The following is an 18387-nucleotide window of genomic DNA, read 5'->3' as shown; positions in this document are numbered from 1 at the left end:
GTAACTATGAAATTTATAATTAAAGATATTCTGATCATATGCTTATTTTGTTGTGCCTCTTCATTGAATGCACAGCATGCATTTCCATACAAGAATCCATCACTTCCCACTGAAGAACGGGTAAACGATCTGTTGAACCGTATGACGTTACAGGAAAAAATAGCTCAAATCAGCCATTTGCAATCGTGGGATGTATTTGACGGACAAAAGCTCAATACCGCCAAGTTAGCAAAGATGTGTGGTGATAAAGGGTATGGCTTTTTCGAAGGTTTTCCACTCACGGCAGCGCAATGCAGGAAGAACTTCCGCATTATTCAAACCTATTTGCTGGAGCAGACACGTCTGGGTATTCCGGGTTTTTCGGTAGCGGAGTCACTTCATGGAGTGGTGCATGAAGGTTCTACTATCTATCCGCAGAATATAGCTATAGGCAGTACATTTAATCCTGAATTGGCTTATGAAATGACAAAGCATATTGCGGGTGAACTTAATACAATTGGGGTAAAACAAGTGTTAGCTCCTTGTATAGATGTAGCTCGTGAGTTACGTTGGGGCAGAGTGGAAGAATCGTTTAGTGAGGACCCCTTCCTTTGTGCTCGTATGGCTGTAGCAGAGGTTAAAGGATATATGGATCATGGCATTTCACCAATGGCAAAGCATTACGGACCGCACGGAAATCCATTGGGCGGATTAAATCTGGCATCAGTGGAGTGTGGCATTCGTGATTTATTTGATGTCTATCTGAAACCTTTTGAAGCCATACTGGCTGAAACCGATATTTTAGCAGTTATGTCAAGCTACAATGCTTGGAACCGCGAACCCAATTCAGCTTCAAAATTTATGCTAACTGATATTTTACGTGACCGTTTTGGCTTCCGAGGCTATGTTTACTCTGATTGGGGAGTTATTGATATGTTGAAAAACTTTCACGAAACAGCTGGTAATGATTTTGAGGCTGCCAGTCAAGTACTTACGGCTGGTTTGGATGTTGAAGCGTCGAGTCTCTGTTTCAAATCGCTTGAGAGTAAAGTGCTGGCTGGTGAGTTTGATGTACGCTATATCGACCGGGCGGTGAAACGTGTGTTACGTGCTAAATTTGAATTAGGTTTGTTTGAAGACCCTTACCTTGAGAAAAATTCATATCGTTGGCCGTTACGTGCCAAAGAGTGTGTTTCACTTTCACGTCAGATTGCTGATGAGTCGACAGTACTTCTGAAAAACGAAGGTAATTTACTTCCATTGGATATAAAGAAACTCCGGTCGGTGGCAGTAATTGGTCCTAATGCAGACTGTGTGCAATTTGGCGATTATACATGGAGTAAAAACAAAGAAGATGGTATCACACCGTTACAAGGCATCTGTCGTTTGGCAGGCAAAAAGGTGAAAGTGAACTATGCCCAAGGCTGTTCTATCGCTTCGTTTGATCAATCAGGCATTGAAGAAGCTGTATGTGCGGCTCAACAGAGTGATGTTGCATTACTGTTTGTTGGCAGTTCAAGTACCGCTTTTGTACGCCACAGCAGTGCCCCTTCTACTAGTGGCGAGGGAATTGATTTAAGTGGTGTTGAATTGACTGGTGCTCAAGAAGAACTGATTGAAGCGGTCTGTGCAACAGGTAAACCGGTAGTCCTAATATTGGTAGCCGGTAAACCGTTTGCTATACCTTTCGCTAAGAAAAATGTTCCGGCTATTTTAGTTCAATGGTATGCCGGAGAACAAGCAGGTAATTCCATTGCCGATATTCTCTTTGGTAAAGTAAATCCATCAGGGAAAATTAGTTTTTCCTTTCCTCAAAGCTCCGGTCACCTTCCCGCTTTTTACAATCATTTGACCACCGACAAGGGATTCTATAAAGAGCCCGGAACTTATGAAACGCCGGGACGAGATTATGTATTTTCTTCTCCGAACCCTCTTTGGGCTTTTGGTCATGGATTGAGTTATACTACATTTGATTTGGTTTCAGCAATTGCCGATAAAACTCACTATCAAGCTCATGATACCATAGCCGTAAAAGTAAAGATTGCAAACAGTGGAGAAGTTGCCGGCAAAGAAGTCGTTCAACTTTACATACGTGATGTTGTCAGTACTGTTATGACACCGGTAAAGCAGCTGAAAGCTTTTGAAAAGATAAGTTTGAACCCAGCCGAAACGAAAGAGATCACATTGAAAGTCCCCGTACACGAACTCTACCTGACCGATAATATCGGTAATCGCTACTTGGAATCCGGGACTTTTGAGATAAAAGTGGGCACTGCATCAGATCGCATAGTCCATCGTATTTCTATCGAAGTAGGGAGTAAACTTGAGAAGACTCCTGTAGTTGATTCTCCTCAAATCATTAAAGTCACGCCAAGTGGTGAGTTTATTACTGTACAGGGATTTGTACGTGATGCACAAGCCACTCCGGTAGCTTATGTCACGGTTCGTGCCATTTCATCCGGTCAGGAGACTCAAACTGATGAAAAGGGATTTTATTCTATCAACCTTCGGACTGATGATTCCATAGCTTTTGTCAAAGCAAGATTCATCACTCAACAAATGGAGGTGAAAGGACGCAAAAATATTAATATCAGATTAGTGAAGTAAAGAACTTTAATTATATATACTATGTCATTTTCAGTTTATAGGAAGATAGCAAACCTTATTTTATTACTTGTGGCAAGTAATCTGTCAGCTCAGGTAACCTACTATGATGCGGCTGAATTCCAACTATTGGGAAAGGCTACCGCTGCTACCACAGAGCGGTATGTACGTTTGCCTGATTCATTGGAACATATTTCTCGCTTACCGTTGTGGCAACTAAGTCGGAATTCATCGGGTATGGCAGTGCGTTTCCGAAGCAATTCGACTCAAGTTGCAGTAAAATGGGAATCGTTGGTTAATTTCCATATGGATCATATGACTGATGTAGCAGTGAAAGGACTTGACCTCTACTGTCTGGAAGGAAAGAACTGGTATTTTGTGAATAGTGCCCGTCCCATGGGAAAAAGTACGGAATCTAGCCTCATCAGCGGTATGGAAGCCAAAGAACGGGAGTTTATGATTTATTTACCGCTATACGACGGACTGGTTTCTTTGTCGATTGGAATCGATGCTGGCGCCAGTATCAATCAGCCCGCAATAGAAAGTCCTGTACGTGAAAAACCTGTAGTATTTTATGGAACCAGCATTCTTCAAGGCGGATGTGCCTCCCGCCCAGGCATGGCTCACACCAATATAATCTCACGCCGTTTGAATCGGGAATGTATCAATCTCGGGTTTAGTGGCAACGCTTTTCTTGATCTTGGAGTAGCTCAAGTGATGGCTGGAGTAGATGCCGGTGTTTTCGTGCTTGATTTTGTACCTAATGTCACGGTTGAGCAGATGAATGAGCGAATGGAGAAGTTTTACCGTATACTTCGTGACAGGCATCCTCATACACCTGTTATCTTTATTGAAGATCCACAGTTCATGGACTCCTACTACAATAACGCCAATGCCCGGAAAATTAAGACTTTGAATGACACCTTGCGTCGTATATTTAATGAATTGAAAAAAGGAAAAGAGAAAAACATATACTATATATCCTCAAAGAGGATGCTTGGAAGCGATCGTGAGGCAACAGTAGATGGCATTCATTTTACCGATGTAGGTATGATGCGTTATGCTGATTTGGTGACTCCAGTGATTAAAAAGCTACTTAAAAAATAGTGGTTTTATGGCTCATTCACTATTAATTTTGTCTGACAACGAACTATATGGGAAAGAGTAATGCACATTATTATGATCTTTGCATCAAAGCTAGAGATACGGGGTATCATGGTATTATTTGAGAAATCGATAATCAATATGACTGTCTTATGTTGAATAGAATGTCTTTATGCTATTTTTTCTTCACTTTCGATAACTGATGCTTTTGATAAATAGATGAAACTAGAGCGAGGAACTACTAAAATATAGAATTTATTTACAGAATTGTGCATAAAATAGCTGTTGTTTGCATATGAATTACCGTATTATTTGTTCAAAACATAAGGTTGATTTTAAAGGAACGTCCAACGTCCCATTAGGTTTAAAAAAAATGCTAAGTACGTTTAAAAGGAACGTATTTTAGCCCTGAAATAGGGAATGTTTCATTTATTAACCCCTTACTAATCATAATGATGCAAAGTAACATTAAAAATTAAGATGTATTACAGAATAGTGTGAGAAATAACGTAAAAAGAACATATACATGGATATATCTGCAACAAAGTGATTTCTTATAATGGCAAATCTCCGCCATTTTATCCTCTATTCTGTACAATGGATGGAAATACGTCCGGCAGAGAATTTATAATTATCAAAATGAAAAATGCCATTTTGATAATTATATGGATAAGTCTTAATAACAATACTTCGTTAAACATTGAATTAACAAATAAAAAGTAGATCAAGTCCTACCGATTCATTATATTAAGGGTCACCGCATCTTTAATAATGATGAATAGAAACGAACTTGACCAATATTTGGAGATAATAAAACGCGTACTGCTAAATTCAGCGGTAAAGATAAATGAATGGCGTGAGAGTTTTATGCATGAAATGCTACTTTTATATCTGATTATTCCTGGGAGAATAAATTTCCTCCAATTAGGGTGTTACGGCCGTTTGGATGAACAGCGTTACCGTCAGCAGTTCGAACGTAAGTGTGACCGGTTGTCTTTTAATGCCTGCTTGGCTGATTCACATACCGACAATCTGGTTGCTATCGCTTTTGATCCGAGCTATATCAGCAAATCGAGTAAATGCACGCCCTATCTGGGGCGTTTCTGGTCCGGTTGTGCTAAATCGACTAAACATGGTCTGGAAATTTCCGGCATTGGATTCATTGATGTAGATCTTCACAACTGCTTTCATCTAGAAGCTGTTCAAACACTACCGGCAAAAATACTGGAGCAAGTCAGGTGGACACTAACAGACTGGTATTTGCATGTGTTACGAAGCCGCAAGGAAATACTTCAACGGTTGACCAGCCATGTGGTGGTCAATGCCTATTTCTCCAAATCATCTTTTGTGGCTGGCGTCCTGGATATGGGATTATATGTAATCAGTCGTTTTCGCGATGACGCTTATTTTCGTTATCTGACCAAGGATAAACCTACCGGTGGCAAGATGCCCCAAACTGTACGATGGGAAAATGGACATGAAGCATCTCGAAGAAAACCGTTTTGAAATTATTCCATAAAAAATGGGCAGGAGGGACGAATACTCTCGGCAATCGTACATTCCCGTTCCCTCAAAAGAAATATTCGATTATGCATTTGGGAGAGTGAGGACGAGAAAGTACGTAAACAGTATGTCTCTACTGACACGCAGATACAGGCAATAGATGTAATGGATTATTACAGGACGCGTTTTCAGGTCGGATGCTGCTTTCGCGACTCAAAGCAGTTTACAGGGCTGACCGACTGCCAAAGGCGGGAGCTGGATAAACTGAATTTCCATTTTAATGCAGCATTGAACGCCGTGAATCTGGAGCTTCGAAAAAGGGGACAGCCTTATCAATGGCATCTGTAAAAGTGCTATGTCACAACATTTTGCTCATGCAACGATTTATTTCCATATCAGGGATTAGGCCTGACAAGGAAACAAATCGGAAGCTATGGGAAAAGGAAATTAAATTTGCCGCTATTGCTGCATAAATGTTAATTCAATGTTTAACAAAGTATTATTATCATAATATTGTATTTTATTAATTCAACCCGTTGGCGGAATTAAAATTATAAAAGATTTGTGACTAAAAAGTTGTGCATAATGCTGATTATTAACATATGTGCTAATGTAATTCTGCCAACGGGTTAATTCAATTTCGGTACATAAAGATCACTTACCTAAGTTTACTTTTTTTCTTTTAATTTTTTAGTAAAAGTCTTGGCTTTTTCCATACTATTGGCTTCTTCTTCCTGAGTAGCATAAGCGTGTTTGTAACCTTGTATTTTGTTCCATTCACCACGGGTAAAATCTGGAAATGCGACAGATGCACAATTGTTGTCCATTGACAATTCACCTAATTCTGCCAAGCAACACCATTCAGCCAAATCATAGACATCCATATCTAATGGTAATCCATTCTGTAAACAATAAATCAGACGGCTATCCATTATAAAATCCATGCCGCCATGTCCACCTACTTCTTTAGCCATCTCACCATATTTTTTTAAAATAGGATGTTGATACTTTTCTACTAACGTTTTCATCTCATTTTCAGGCAAAAAGTTATGTGAGGTCAAGTTATCCACTTTGGGTTTCATTCCGGATGCACTCATCTGATTAGAATCCAACGCATATCCTTCTACCGGATATTTATTAGCCAGTCCCTTAGTGCCTGTAAGCTGATATAAACGGTTGTAGGGTTGTGGAGTCATTACATTATGTTGTATTTCAATAACTTTCCCGTTTTCTGTACGAATAAGTGTAGTCGTATGGTCACCATTGCGGAAGTCGTTACACGTTTCCCCTGTTCTTTTTTCAACCAGATCTTTGCCAATGACAGATTTTGTATCCATTGCAATCAATGTTTTCATACGATCTCCGCGATGGATATTTAAGGCTTGAGCCACAGGCCCCAGACCATGAGTAGCATATACATCTCCGCGATGTTTCATGTTATATTCCAATCTCCATCCGAGTTTGTCATCCTTTCCTTTTTTCCAATAATAATCCCAAAATTCATCGAGGTTATGAATATAAGCTCCTTGTGCACGAATGACCTCACCGAATACCCCTTGTTGAGCCATATTTAAGGTATTCATTTCGAACCAGTCATAACAACAGTTTTCTAAAATCATACAATGTTTACGGGTCTTTTCTGACATATCAATCAAAGCCCAACATTCTTTTAGGCTCATAGCGGAAGGCACTTCAATAGCCGTGTGCTTGCCATTCTCCATTGCACACATAGCTACAGGGAAATGATGTAACCAATCCGTTGCAATATAAACTAAATCAATATCATCCCGTTTGCATAATTCTTCATATCCTTTTTCACCTGAATAAACAGTAGCCTCGGGCATAGAAGCCTTCTTTAATAACTTTTGACATTCTTCCGCACGTTCTTTCTCATAATCACATAATGCTACAATCTCCACACCCGGGATATAAGTGAAACGTTCTACCGCTGCCGGACCACGCATCCCTAATCCAACGAATCCTACACGAACAAATTCCATTTTGGGAGCTTTTAAACCTATTACACTAGTTTGCCCGGTAGGACGTTCAGGAGTTTCAATAACAATAGTCCCCTTATCCCAATGCCATTTTGTTCCGAGATTTGAGACTTGTGTATCAGAAGAAGATTGTGAACATGAAATGGCCAATATAGCCACAAGCATTACTAGTAAAAAATTATATTTTCTCATTTTATTTAGTAGATTAATTTTAAAAGTTTTCTTTCATCATTTGTATGTTGATCTTATGTTGTCCGCTTGTCCGTACTTTTTGGCTCGCATAGCCTTTTTTGGAGAACAAGAGAATATCATCTGAATGTGCTGGTAAGGAATAAGATCCCTTTGCATCAGTCATAACTTCCTCTTCAGAATTTATAGTTTTTACTTTCACTCCGGCTATTGGTGTAGCTTGGACATCGCGAACAATTCCTTCTATGCGTATAATTTTACCAGTGGTTATTACGGGGGCTTTTGACAAACTGTTTTCCTCTAAAGAAATAGGCTTATTGCCTACCCATACTGGTAATTTATAATATATTTCGTCTGAAGAAGTGCCTACTTGGATTTCGAACTTTCCAGGTTCCAAATATCGGTCTCCGAAATTACTAGTCAAGTAAAGTTCATGTACAGGTACTTTTAGCTGCACCAGCTTTTCCTCGCCTGGTTGTAGTTCTATCTTTTTAAACCCCTTCAGTTGTTTGACCGGTGTCATGACCGTACTAACCACATCGTGAATATATATCTGAACAACTTCTTTTCCTGCTAATTTCCCACTATTCTTTACTTTTACGGATATGCGTATTGTGTCATGAGACTGATAGCTTGTTTTATCAGTAGTAGCTTGCACGTATTCAAAGCGGGTATAACTTAATCCATGTCCAAACGTCCATAAGGGGGCAGGACTTGAAAAAACATAATCTCGTCCCGGAAAGGTGTATGTGCCAGGTTCTTTATAGTATCCTTTGTCAGTAGGAAGATAATTATAATAAGCAGGCAAATGACCTGTACTTTGAGGAAAAGAGAATGGCAGTTTTCCAGAAGGATTAACTTTACCAAACAGAATATCAGCAATGGAGTTTCCAGCCTGTTCTCCAGCATACCATTGAGCCAATATAGCGGGTACTTTTTCTTTTATATAGGGTATGGCAAATGGTTTACCGGCTACCAAAACCACAACAACAGGTTTGCCTGTCGCGCATACGGAACGGATGAGTTGTTCCTGCGCTCCTGTTAGGGAAATATCACTAAGGTCTATTCCCTCTCCACTTGTCGAGGGTTCATTACTGTGGCGCACAAATGCTGTACTGGAACTTCCTACAAATACTAGAGCAATCTCACTATTGCGAACAGCTTTAACAGCCTCCGTTATCAGTGTCGTATCCATTGACGCTAACGAACATCCTTTTGCATAATTTATTTTCACCCGTTTTCCGAGCAGATTTCGTATGCCTTGGAGTGGCGTGATGCCGTCACTTTTGTTTTTACTCCATGTATAATCTCCGAATTGCACACAATCGGCATTAGGTCCGATTATCGCGATAGATTTTAGTTTTGTGCAATCCAAAGGTAGTAAATCTCCTTCGTTCTTCAACAATACTGTAGATTCATCAGCTATCTGACGAGAAAGCTGTATACTTTCTTTTGCACGCAACGGAAGATGATAGGAAGCTTTCTCTTGAAAAGGGTCCTCAAACAAACCTGATTCAAATTTAGCCCGTAATACGCGTTTTACAGCTTGATTTATGTAACGAATGTCAAAGTTTCCATTCTTCACCTGCTTTGCTAATGTTTCAAAACAAGGACTGGAGGCCTCCACGTCAAGACCTGCTTCTAAAGCTTGACGGGCAGCTTCAAAATCATCACCTGCAGTTTTATGGAATGATTTTAACATAGCCACTACTCCCCAATCAGAATATACATACCCTCGAAAACCAAATTTGTTTCGAAGAATTTCCGTTAACATGAAATGTGAAGCTGAATTGGGAACTCGGTTCCAAGCGTTATAGCTTGACATGACTGCCATCACGCGGGTTTGTGCAAGAACCGTTTCAAAAGGTTTCAGATATATGTCGAATAAATCACGAACCCCACAGTCAACAGAAGCTAAGTTTAATCCTCCTGATGGATTGCCATGAGGACCGTAATGTTTCAGCATAGGGGAGATTCCATGATCCAAGTACCCTCGCACCTCCGCTACTGCCATAGCAGAACAAAGAAAAGGATCTTCTCCGAAAGATTCCTCAACTCGTCCCCAGCGTAATTCACGTGCTACATCAATACAGGGGGAGAGTACTTGTTTAACTCCCATCGTGTTCAGCTCACCGGAAATATGTTTGGTTTTCGCATACGCCAATTCAGGGTTAAAAGTGCTTCCCAATGCAATATTCTGCGGATAGATAGTAGCCCCTTCATGGACTACTCCATGAAGAGACTCCGCAACCGAGAATCCGGGAATGCCTAAACGTGTGTGCTTTATCAGATATTCTTGTATCCGGCGGAAGTTCTTGCGGCAATGTGAGGCTGTGAGTGGAAACCCCTCAAAGAACCCGTATCCTATGTTGCCACATGCTACTTCCAACTTATTCGGATTCAGTTCTTGTCCGTCAAATACTTTGTACGAATGGAGATGGGTAATCTGCCCTATTTTCTCTTCCAAAGTCATCCGACCTAACAAGTCGTTCACTCGTTCTTCTACGGACAGTTGCGGATTTTGATAGGGAAGCATTTGCTGTGCTTTCACTATCAGAGTCGTGAAGAACGGGATACTGACTATAATCAATGTACGAATATGCTTTCTTATACGTCTCATCCTAATTGATCTGATAATTATTATTTGGAACGAATGGGACGGGTAATCACAAATTGGCAAAATTCATGATACAGTTCTTGATCAGCTTCATTGGCAGAGTTCTTTAATGAAAGAAGGTTTCCACCGCCTTCATAATATGCCAAGCGTTTAGTGTCCCATATTTGATGAGCTTTAAATGCTTTTATATAGTCTTTCATACGGGGATAATAAATATTGTGTTCCGAATTACTTGCCAACACCCGGTAATCAAACTCAAATTCCATATCCAGATTTTCCCTTTTCGCAGTTTTACAAGTTTCTTCCAGGACAGCGTATGACTGTTCTGTATTGAAGAAATAGTTAGGCTGGTAGTAGGCATTGTTGAATCCCAAAGTTTCCCATTTATCATGTCCTTCTGCACCACGGTAAGGTATCCAGTTGAAACTATATTTGAATTGGTTGACGTAAGCTCCTACTTTGGAAATAATATCTCTGGTAGTTCCAGCTGTTTCCGCCAACCAATAAAAGCCTGCCAATTCTATATTCTGGTACTGCATCTCGTTGAATTTGCTGCGGACATAGTCTATGTACCATTTACAAGCATCTACCCGATCCTGTGCGATGGAAAAGTCCATGATATGTCCATCCAAGCTTCCCCAATATACGGTAGTCGAATTTTCATTTGCCGGTGTCTTGTGGGCTATGGGTTCCGGAATGGCAATGACTACTCTATGTTTCGTTTTTGGGTTTTCCAAACGCTTTTGTGCATTTGATATGGCACGATTCAATGCTCCCAGTCCGGTACTACTTGCAAAATAATAATCAACCAATCTTTTCCAATCCTTTTGATTGGCTGCATCCAAACCTTCTTGATTTTCGTAAGTGTAGGTTTTATTGGTTCCTCCATTACCTGTGTCTTTCAATTCCAGAAACAAAAAGGCGTCGAAGAGCCAGTGCTCTGTTCCAGCCTTGTCTTTATAAGTTACATAAGAACTTATTCTGTCTACATCCCAATTATAAGGTTCCCTGTGATGTCCTCCTCCATAAATAAGAACCATATCAGTGGAATTCAAAAGTGCTGTGCGATTCTCTTCCCATGGATAGAGCTCACCCGGATTTACCGGAGGAGTAGGGGGAACTTCTTTATCGTCTGATGGACCGTCAGAAGAAGAACATGAAACACATAATGCCATCAAAGAGCATAATAAAAGTACACTGAATTTGATAAATTTTCTCATAATCAATTTTGTGAAGTTATGTAATTTATAAAATGCAATTAGATGGCTGATAGGATTATACAGCTCTACCAACCATCTAAAAGTTATTGAATGTTATTTATATTCCCAGAATCGGAATTCGGTGAAAGTATACACACGAGCTCTCCAATCATCAGGGGAACCAGAATGCACAAACCAGGTTTCTTTGGCATTTACTCGATAATAACGGGCTTGTTTGGCCTGTTCCTTTTCAATTGTAATACAATCTCCTTCAGCAAAATTACTTGGGGAATCTGGATTATAATTATAGCTGCCGAGTAATGTCCAACCATCTAAAGAACCATTCTTTGCAGGTTCTCCTTCTTGACAATAACCATAAAGATCAAATTTGGTAACTTGGGTATTCGCTTCATTCCAATAACGATGTGCACTAAATTTTGCTAGATACATCATTTTACCAGCGTCGACTGTTAGGAATGTTGCATCTGCCGTACCATTATATTGGCAAGCAAAAGGACTCCATCCTACAGCCCCATAATCGGACGGAGACGACATATATTTACCGTCAATTAGTTTAGCAAAATCGGTTGTACCTAGTCCAAGACTACTATCAACAATATTTGCATCATTATCCAATTTATATTCTTTAAGTGTTGTATGGTCTACCAAAGTAGAGACTAGTTCGGTCTGAGTTACCACTAAATTGTAAGTAACATCTTTCTGTACATCATTTACGATGATAGATTTTGTTTTAGTTTCACTAAAGTCATATACCGTTTCCAAAGCAATAGGATCTACTAATTTCACATGTGGTTTCACTTCAATAGTCAGTGTCGTTTCTGACAAATCCACCCAAGGACCAAAATTTAATTTAATTGTGTGATTAGTATGATCAATTTCTCCTGTAGCAGTTTCACCGCCTGCTTTTGCCACCAGACTTACAAGAGGTTTTTCAATAAACTCCGCCTTTTTCTTAGCCGTTACTGTATAAGTCACATCTCTTTCAATATTGTTTATCACAACATTTACCGGTTGGGTTAAGTCCCATACACCTTCCGGGCTTGACGGAGATATAAGTGTAGCTCGTTTCGGTATATTCAAATTAACAGTCATATTTGACAAATCAGTCCAAACTTCGACTTCCAATTTAATAGTACGTTTATTATCATCAATGACACCTTCAAAAATATCTTCCTGTTCCATTGCCGTCAAGCTGATGATAGGACGCATTACAGGATTCACGGGAACTTCTGTTTCAAACTCCGCATCCGCATCACAAGAAGTCAGCATTGACATACTTGCAAATGTAGCGAGTATTGCGTATAAATATATTTTCTTCATAACTATATACTTTTTTATTAATTAGCAGTATTTCCACTCCACCATGGATTCTGAACCAATCCCGGACACTTATCCATTTCTTTTTGCGGAATGGGGAATAAATAGTACTCTTTATTGAATTTTCTTTCTTCAAAAACAGCACGTTTATAGAAACCTTCAAAATTGAAATCATTTGAACCTACATCACCGGCATCAACATTCATTCCCCACATACTGCCTCCATCACCATATATTCGACCGTCTTTTTCTTCACCGGTCACAGGATCTGTTACAATTTTATCCGGTGTGTGGGCTTTCCAAAGACGACGAGTAGTGAAATAACGGTCACCTTCAAAACAAAGCTCAATCTGACGTTCACGAATAATGTATTCATGCATTAAAGCCGGATCAGAAGCTATTTCAGGAGTAGCGACAAACGCGCTTTCTACACCTGCTCTTTTACGAATTTGATCCCAATATTTACGAATGTCCGCATTGGTAGGATCATAATTGCTTAACGCTTCTATATAGTCTAGCAAGATTTCAGCATAGCGTATGTAAGTACAAGCATAGTTTTGAGGATAAGCACGGTTATACATATCTGCTTGCGGGTCGTTGCGCTTGAAGACTAACATACCCGTTTTAGAGTAGTTCGCATAATTAATAGATGGACGAGCTGCTCCTCCTAAATATAATTCTGCGCGTCCGAAACCATCTTTCTGTCTTCCTGTACTCCATTCGTTACGAATGTTTTTATCATCCGACAGACTAGGTATCACTCTGTGATTATATAGGATAGCTGCATAGAAACGAGGCTCACGATTGCAAAACATATTCCAGTCACCTTTCCAATGCCCCCATGCCTTACTATCACGGATATCTGCTATGATACCTTTACGACCTTCTTCGGAAGCAATGTCATGTCCGTTGGGATTCCAATTATCTCCACCGTCAGCCGCAAATCCTTTTTCAACATAACCGGAACCGGCCACATCGATGGGCTTTCCGTTCTTCATCAGAAAAGCATCTACCAGTCGTAAAGTAGGACTTACTCCTCCCAAACAGTGCGGGCCGGGTGTATTGTGTACCATCCATGACCGTTGAAATGTATCATCATATTGTCCTTCTGACCTGGCCCATATTACCTCACAATTCCAAGCCTTTAGTTGAACATCCACACATGATTTATACGGATTAAACTCTGTATCCCCATTCTCATCATTCCGGTATAGTTTCAAACGAGTGTCCGGATATTTCTCTGCCATATCTATGACGGCTTTTGCTGCGGCTGCAGCATCTTTCCATTTTTGTTCACTGTAAATGGTATTAATAAGTGGGGTACCATCATGATTCTTGAAGTTGGCATATTCCGTATTACCATTAAATTGAGGAGAGGCGGCCAGATTACGTACAATTGCTTTTACTGCTAGACAAACCAATTTGTTCGGTCGTCCCAAACGGGTCTGGTCATCCCAATAATGCATCGGTAGGTCATAAGCTGCTAAGTCCATCATTTGGCAAATATATTCTACGCATTCATCATAGGGGGCACGCTGCATATTTGCAAAATCTGTTTCCGAAGGGAGCAATTCTTTAATTAACACTACTGGACCATATTGACGAAGAAGAAGATAATAATAATATCCACGTAGAAAACGGACCTCAGCTTTATAACGTGTTTTCAACTCGCTACTTAGTTCGCCGCAACGATCTACATTGTTCTCAAATGTCAAAGTAGCACGAATAGCTTGATAAAAACGAGCGTATCTATCACACACCAATTCGCTGGAAGGTGTCCAGTCACCTCTGTTGAAGTTATCCGCCTGATAGAAATTCCAGGTTATATTACATTCATCGGCTGCTCCAACCCAAGGTTCATGTTGATGCAAATGCCCTGTGGGGATTCCTCCGTAACAATTGGCCAGATACTTCTCCGTTTCCATGCGGGAACTCCAAACCATTTCATCTGTTTTCATATCATCGGGCTGTTTGTCCAAGTAGTCAGTACAACTAGTCGACAATGCCAACAAACTAAATAAAACTATAATATATTTTTTCATATTCGATGCGTTTTAAAAAGAAGCTCTAATTCCAATATTAACTTTTCTCGGGAGAGGATATTTGCTACCATTAAATGAAGCTGTTTCCGGGTCCCACATATCCCATGGTGCAAACAATGCGACATTATTCGCCAAGCAATAGATGCGAAGAGATTTCATGCCAATTGGAGCAATCCAGTTTTTCTTGAAAGTATATCCGAGTTCCAGATCGGCCAAGCGCAGCAAACGGCCATTATAAATGGTACGCGTAGATGATTGCCAGTTGTTGGATGAAGCTCCATTGGACAGACGGGGATAGAATGCATTGGGATTAGGATTATCTTCCGTCCAACGGTCAAGTGCTTTTTCAAATAAGTTACCTTTCCCTACTCCTTTATTGAATGGAATGAATGTATCCCCCCCTAGACCGTAAGTAACATGTGCCTGTCCTCTGAAGAAAATACCGAAGTCGAATCCTTTCCAGAAAAGCTGAGCTCCAAAACCATAAACAATTTCCGGAACACTTGAATAACCGATCGGACATTTATCATCTTCATCTACTACGCCATCTTCGTTATAATCCAAATATTTTACATCACCTGGACGTACATCACCGAATTTCTGTTCAGGACTTTCATTGATCTCTTTTTGGTTTTGAAATAATCCTAAGGCAATTAGCCCAAAATGCTGTCCGTAACGATGTCCCGTTTGCATACGGTATGCATATTTTTTCTGAGCTTCATCCATTTCTTTAATTTCATTATGAGTGTAGGTAAAGTTTCCATAGAGTTTATAACGGAAATCTCCAATTGAATGGTTAAATTCCAACGTACCGTCTACACCTTGATTCACCATTACACCCATATTAGCAAAGGGCTGTTTGATGACTCCCATGGTTGCAGGAACAGACTGACGTTGAATAAGAATATCGGAACGTTTTTCGTGGAAGTAGTCAAGATCCAGAGAAACCATGCTATCGAACATTTTCAGTTCAATACCGATATCTTTCTTAAAACCTTTCTCCCAAGTCAGATCAGTTACTCCGATTTGGTCTTCTCCGATACCTTCGTGAAAGCTAGGGGCCATACCGAAATAGTATCCTCCTAAACCTTCACCAAAATATGACAGATAACCGAAACGCATATTGTCAGGCAATGATTCGGAACCTACCAGACCAACAGAGCCTCTGACTTTTAATACATTTATAGCTTTAAAAGGCCAGAAAGACTCATTGGATATCAAATACCCTAATGCTCCTGCCGGAAATAGACCAAAACGTTTTCCTTTCGGAAAGTTCTCCGAGCCATTATATCCCATATTAAATTCAGCAAAGTAACGGTCTTTGAAAGCATAAGTTGTTCTTAAAGCCAGACCTTGCTTTTTATAGGGCAATGATTTTATAGACGATCCGGCAGTCTGGTCTACGTAGTCACGCTGATAATACATCGCCATTGCACCGATGCGGTGTGTTTCATTGAAAATCTGATTATAATTCAATTGCACTTTCAGTTCTTCGGCGCGGTTACTGGATGGAGTTACATTGTATCCCAAGAATTCATTTCCTTTGGTAATTTCCGCTACTTGAAATTCTCCGGTTTCATCGTCAACTCCCGTTATGTTATAGGTAGAAGAATTTTTACGTCTGTTCTGTATGGTCTGATTATTGGCATCGAAAGAGAAAGAAGCTTGTATGTCAAGACCCTTTAATAAGAAACTCAAATCTTGTTTTAATGTAATCTGGCTCATAATTTGTGAGCGGAATGATTTATTATATCCAGAGCCAAACAAACGTTCTGCCGGATTCACTTCACCGACCTGTGATGGTGCTCCCCAACCCCATTCTGTATTACCAAACGCATCTTTTCCGATAGGTACCCGAACCGGAGCGGATAATGGATTGGATAAATAGGAATAGTAATAAAGTAATTCAACAGGGCTGAACCATCTGTTGTCTACATACTCATTTCCTAAACCGGGTTGATGCATATCTGTCATATTGGCACCTATTTCTAATGATAAATTGGTTGTTTTAGTCAATGTCAAATCAATGTTTGATCGAAAGTTATATCGACGAAGTGAAATGTTTGATTTGTAATCCGCTTCCGGATTATTTTTCAAGTTACCGTTATCTTCTATAAAACTGGCACTAATATAATAACGTGCTCTTTCGCCACCTCCACGAATATTGATGGCTGCATTCGTATTAGTTGAATACTTGCGGAAAAGTTGATCCATCCAGTTTACATTCGGATATAGAAAAGGATTGGTTCCACTTCGCAAATTGTCTATGTACTCCGGAGTATAATTTTCAGTACCCAATGCTTCATTGGCTAGCAATGCGTAATTGACCCCGTCCAATAACTTCGGCATTGTCGGGAGATCGGAGAAACCTGTTTCCAATTTTACTTCTATGACCGGTTTTTGGGCAACCCCCTTACGGGTAGTTACCAATACAACTCCATTGGCTGCGCGCACACCATATACTGCCGTTGCCGATGCATCTTTCAAGATAGAAATGGATTCTACTTCTTCAATTGACAAATCAGACATATCCCGTTCCACTCCGTCAACTAATACTAATGGTTTTTGATTAGCTCCGAACGAAGAGATACCACGTACCCAGAAATCAGCATTGTCTTGTCCTGGTTCACCTGAACGTTGTACGACCACTGCACCGGCAATACGTCCGGAAAGAGCGTTAGTCAGATTTCGTTGCGGTACTTCCAGTTCCTTTATTGAAACAGAAGAGATAGAACCTATAACGCTGGCTTTACGTTGTTTACCCATACCGACAATAACCGTTTCTTCCAGTTCGTGTACATCTTCTTTCATTACGATATCAAGAGCCGGTTTCTTACCGACTGTGATTTCTTGCGATTTGAAGCCTACAAACGAGAATACCAGAATATCTCCTGCTTTTGCGTTAATAATGTAATAACCATTAATATCTGAAATCACACCAGTGGATGTGCCTTTAATTGCAACACTGACACCGGGTAGAGGAACACCTTTTTCATCAATAATTGTTCCACGAACAGAATTGTCAATTGGAGAAACGTTTGATGTCTCTTTCATCATTGACAAAGGTTGTGTTACTTCATAGAATGATTTTTGCTCATTCCCTACATTTGTACTTGCTGTAGCATAGCTAGGTGCTAATAATGCAATACACAGCATCATACATTGTAGTCCTTTTTTTGAGTCTAAAATTCCGCGATGGTATTTAGACATGTTTAAGGTCCATTGTTTCATAATTTTGAATTTAGTAAATAGATTTAAATTGTGTTTCAGCAATATTTAATAATCTGGGAAATGTTTGTAGCGAAATAGTTTCCAGTATTTTCCAGCATTGAAACAGTCCTCTAGGTACATGAAAACATCCTTTCCATTTACCACCTTTCAAGGGTAACAATACTTCGCCTCTTCTATTCAAGTATCCGTACCATTCCGGATATTCAGCGTCCCTAAAGTGTGCCCATGTATAATCATGTACTTTTTCAAACCAATCCAAACACTGTTTGTCTCCTGTCAACTGATAGCCTTTTAACAATGAAATTAAAGATTCGATATGTACCCACCAGAGTTTCTGGTCCCATTCCAATTGTTGGGGAGGAAAACTGTTACGATCTAAAAAGTAAAAGATACCGCCATGCTCCTTATCCCAACCGTATTCAAGCATGGTAAGAGTCGTGTTTTTTGCTTTCTCTATCAGTTCCGGACGATGCAGACGTTTACCCAGATCCATGATAAACCACATCGCTTCAATCGCGTGACCGGGAGTAATCTGGCGACCCTCAAAACAATCCACAAGATTACCGTTTATATCTACATTTTCG

Annotated in this window: 11 protein-coding genes; 4 read left to right on the top strand and 7 right to left on the bottom strand. The window is 40.0% G+C overall.

The window, feature by feature from the left end:
• The first annotated feature begins 6 nt into the window (after positions 1–6).
• The 4 genes from H8S63_RS18890 (at position 7) to H8S63_RS18875 (ending at position 5538) form a co-directional block, all read left to right on the top strand.
• Positions 7–2586, top strand: coding sequence for a glycoside hydrolase family 3 N-terminal domain-containing protein (locus H8S63_RS18890; RefSeq protein ID WP_186927640.1), 2580 nt, complete (start codon positions 7–9; stop codon positions 2584–2586).
• Between the two features lie 21 nt (positions 2587–2607).
• Positions 2608–3690 carry an SGNH/GDSL hydrolase family protein gene (locus H8S63_RS18885; protein ID WP_186927639.1) on the top strand — a complete coding sequence of 361 codons (1083 nt, stop codon included), beginning with the start codon at positions 2608–2610 and terminating at the stop codon, positions 3688–3690.
• Between the two features lie 771 nt (positions 3691–4461).
• A complete protein-coding gene (locus H8S63_RS18880; protein WP_229091129.1) occupies positions 4462–5193 on the top strand; it encodes a transposase in 732 nt (243 codons plus the stop codon).
• Positions 5194–5355: 162 nt separating this feature from the next.
• Complete coding sequence (locus tag H8S63_RS18875) at positions 5356–5538, top strand: hypothetical protein (protein ID WP_186927638.1); 183 nt, start codon at positions 5356–5358, stop codon at positions 5536–5538.
• Between the two features lie 320 nt (positions 5539–5858).
• On the opposite strand, the gene H8S63_RS18870 is transcribed toward H8S63_RS18875, so the two are convergent.
• The 7 genes from H8S63_RS18870 to H8S63_RS18840 all read right to left on the bottom strand — a co-directional run.
• Positions 5859–7379 carry a Gfo/Idh/MocA family protein gene (locus H8S63_RS18870; RefSeq protein WP_186927637.1) on the bottom strand — a complete coding sequence of 507 codons (1521 nt, stop codon included), beginning with the start codon at positions 7377–7379 and terminating at the stop codon, positions 5859–5861.
• A 19-nt stretch (positions 7380–7398) separates the two neighbouring features.
• Complete coding sequence (locus H8S63_RS18865; RefSeq protein WP_186927636.1) at positions 7399–9996, bottom strand: glycoside hydrolase family 3 N-terminal domain-containing protein; 2598 nt, start codon at positions 9994–9996, stop codon at positions 7399–7401.
• A gap of 20 nt (positions 9997–10016) precedes the next feature.
• On the bottom strand, positions 10017–11213 hold the full coding sequence (locus H8S63_RS18860) for a DUF4855 domain-containing protein (protein WP_186927635.1): 1197 nt from the start codon (positions 11211–11213) through the stop codon (positions 10017–10019).
• Between the two features lie 93 nt (positions 11214–11306).
• Complete coding sequence (locus H8S63_RS18855; RefSeq protein ID WP_186927634.1) at positions 11307–12533, bottom strand: hypothetical protein; 1227 nt, start codon at positions 12531–12533, stop codon at positions 11307–11309.
• A gap of 17 nt (positions 12534–12550) precedes the next feature.
• Positions 12551–14572, bottom strand: coding sequence for a RagB/SusD family nutrient uptake outer membrane protein (locus H8S63_RS18850; protein WP_186927633.1), 2022 nt, complete (start codon positions 14570–14572; stop codon positions 12551–12553).
• Positions 14573–14584: 12 nt separating this feature from the next.
• Positions 14585–17731: a TonB-dependent receptor gene (locus H8S63_RS18845; RefSeq protein WP_186927632.1), complete on the bottom strand. Its 3147-nt coding sequence runs from the start codon at positions 17729–17731 to the stop codon at positions 14585–14587.
• Positions 17732–17813: 82 nt separating this feature from the next.
• On the bottom strand, positions 17814–18387 hold a 574-nt coding region (locus tag H8S63_RS18840; protein WP_186927631.1), incomplete at its 5' end, for an AGE family epimerase/isomerase.

Origin of the sequence: Bacteroides sp. NSJ-39, assembly GCF_014287315.1 — a bacterium.
In the GTDB taxonomy this organism is placed as follows: Bacteria; Bacteroidota; Bacteroidia; order Bacteroidales; family Bacteroidaceae; genus Bacteroides; species Bacteroides finegoldii.
This window is presented reverse-complemented; position numbering and strand designations above follow the sequence as displayed.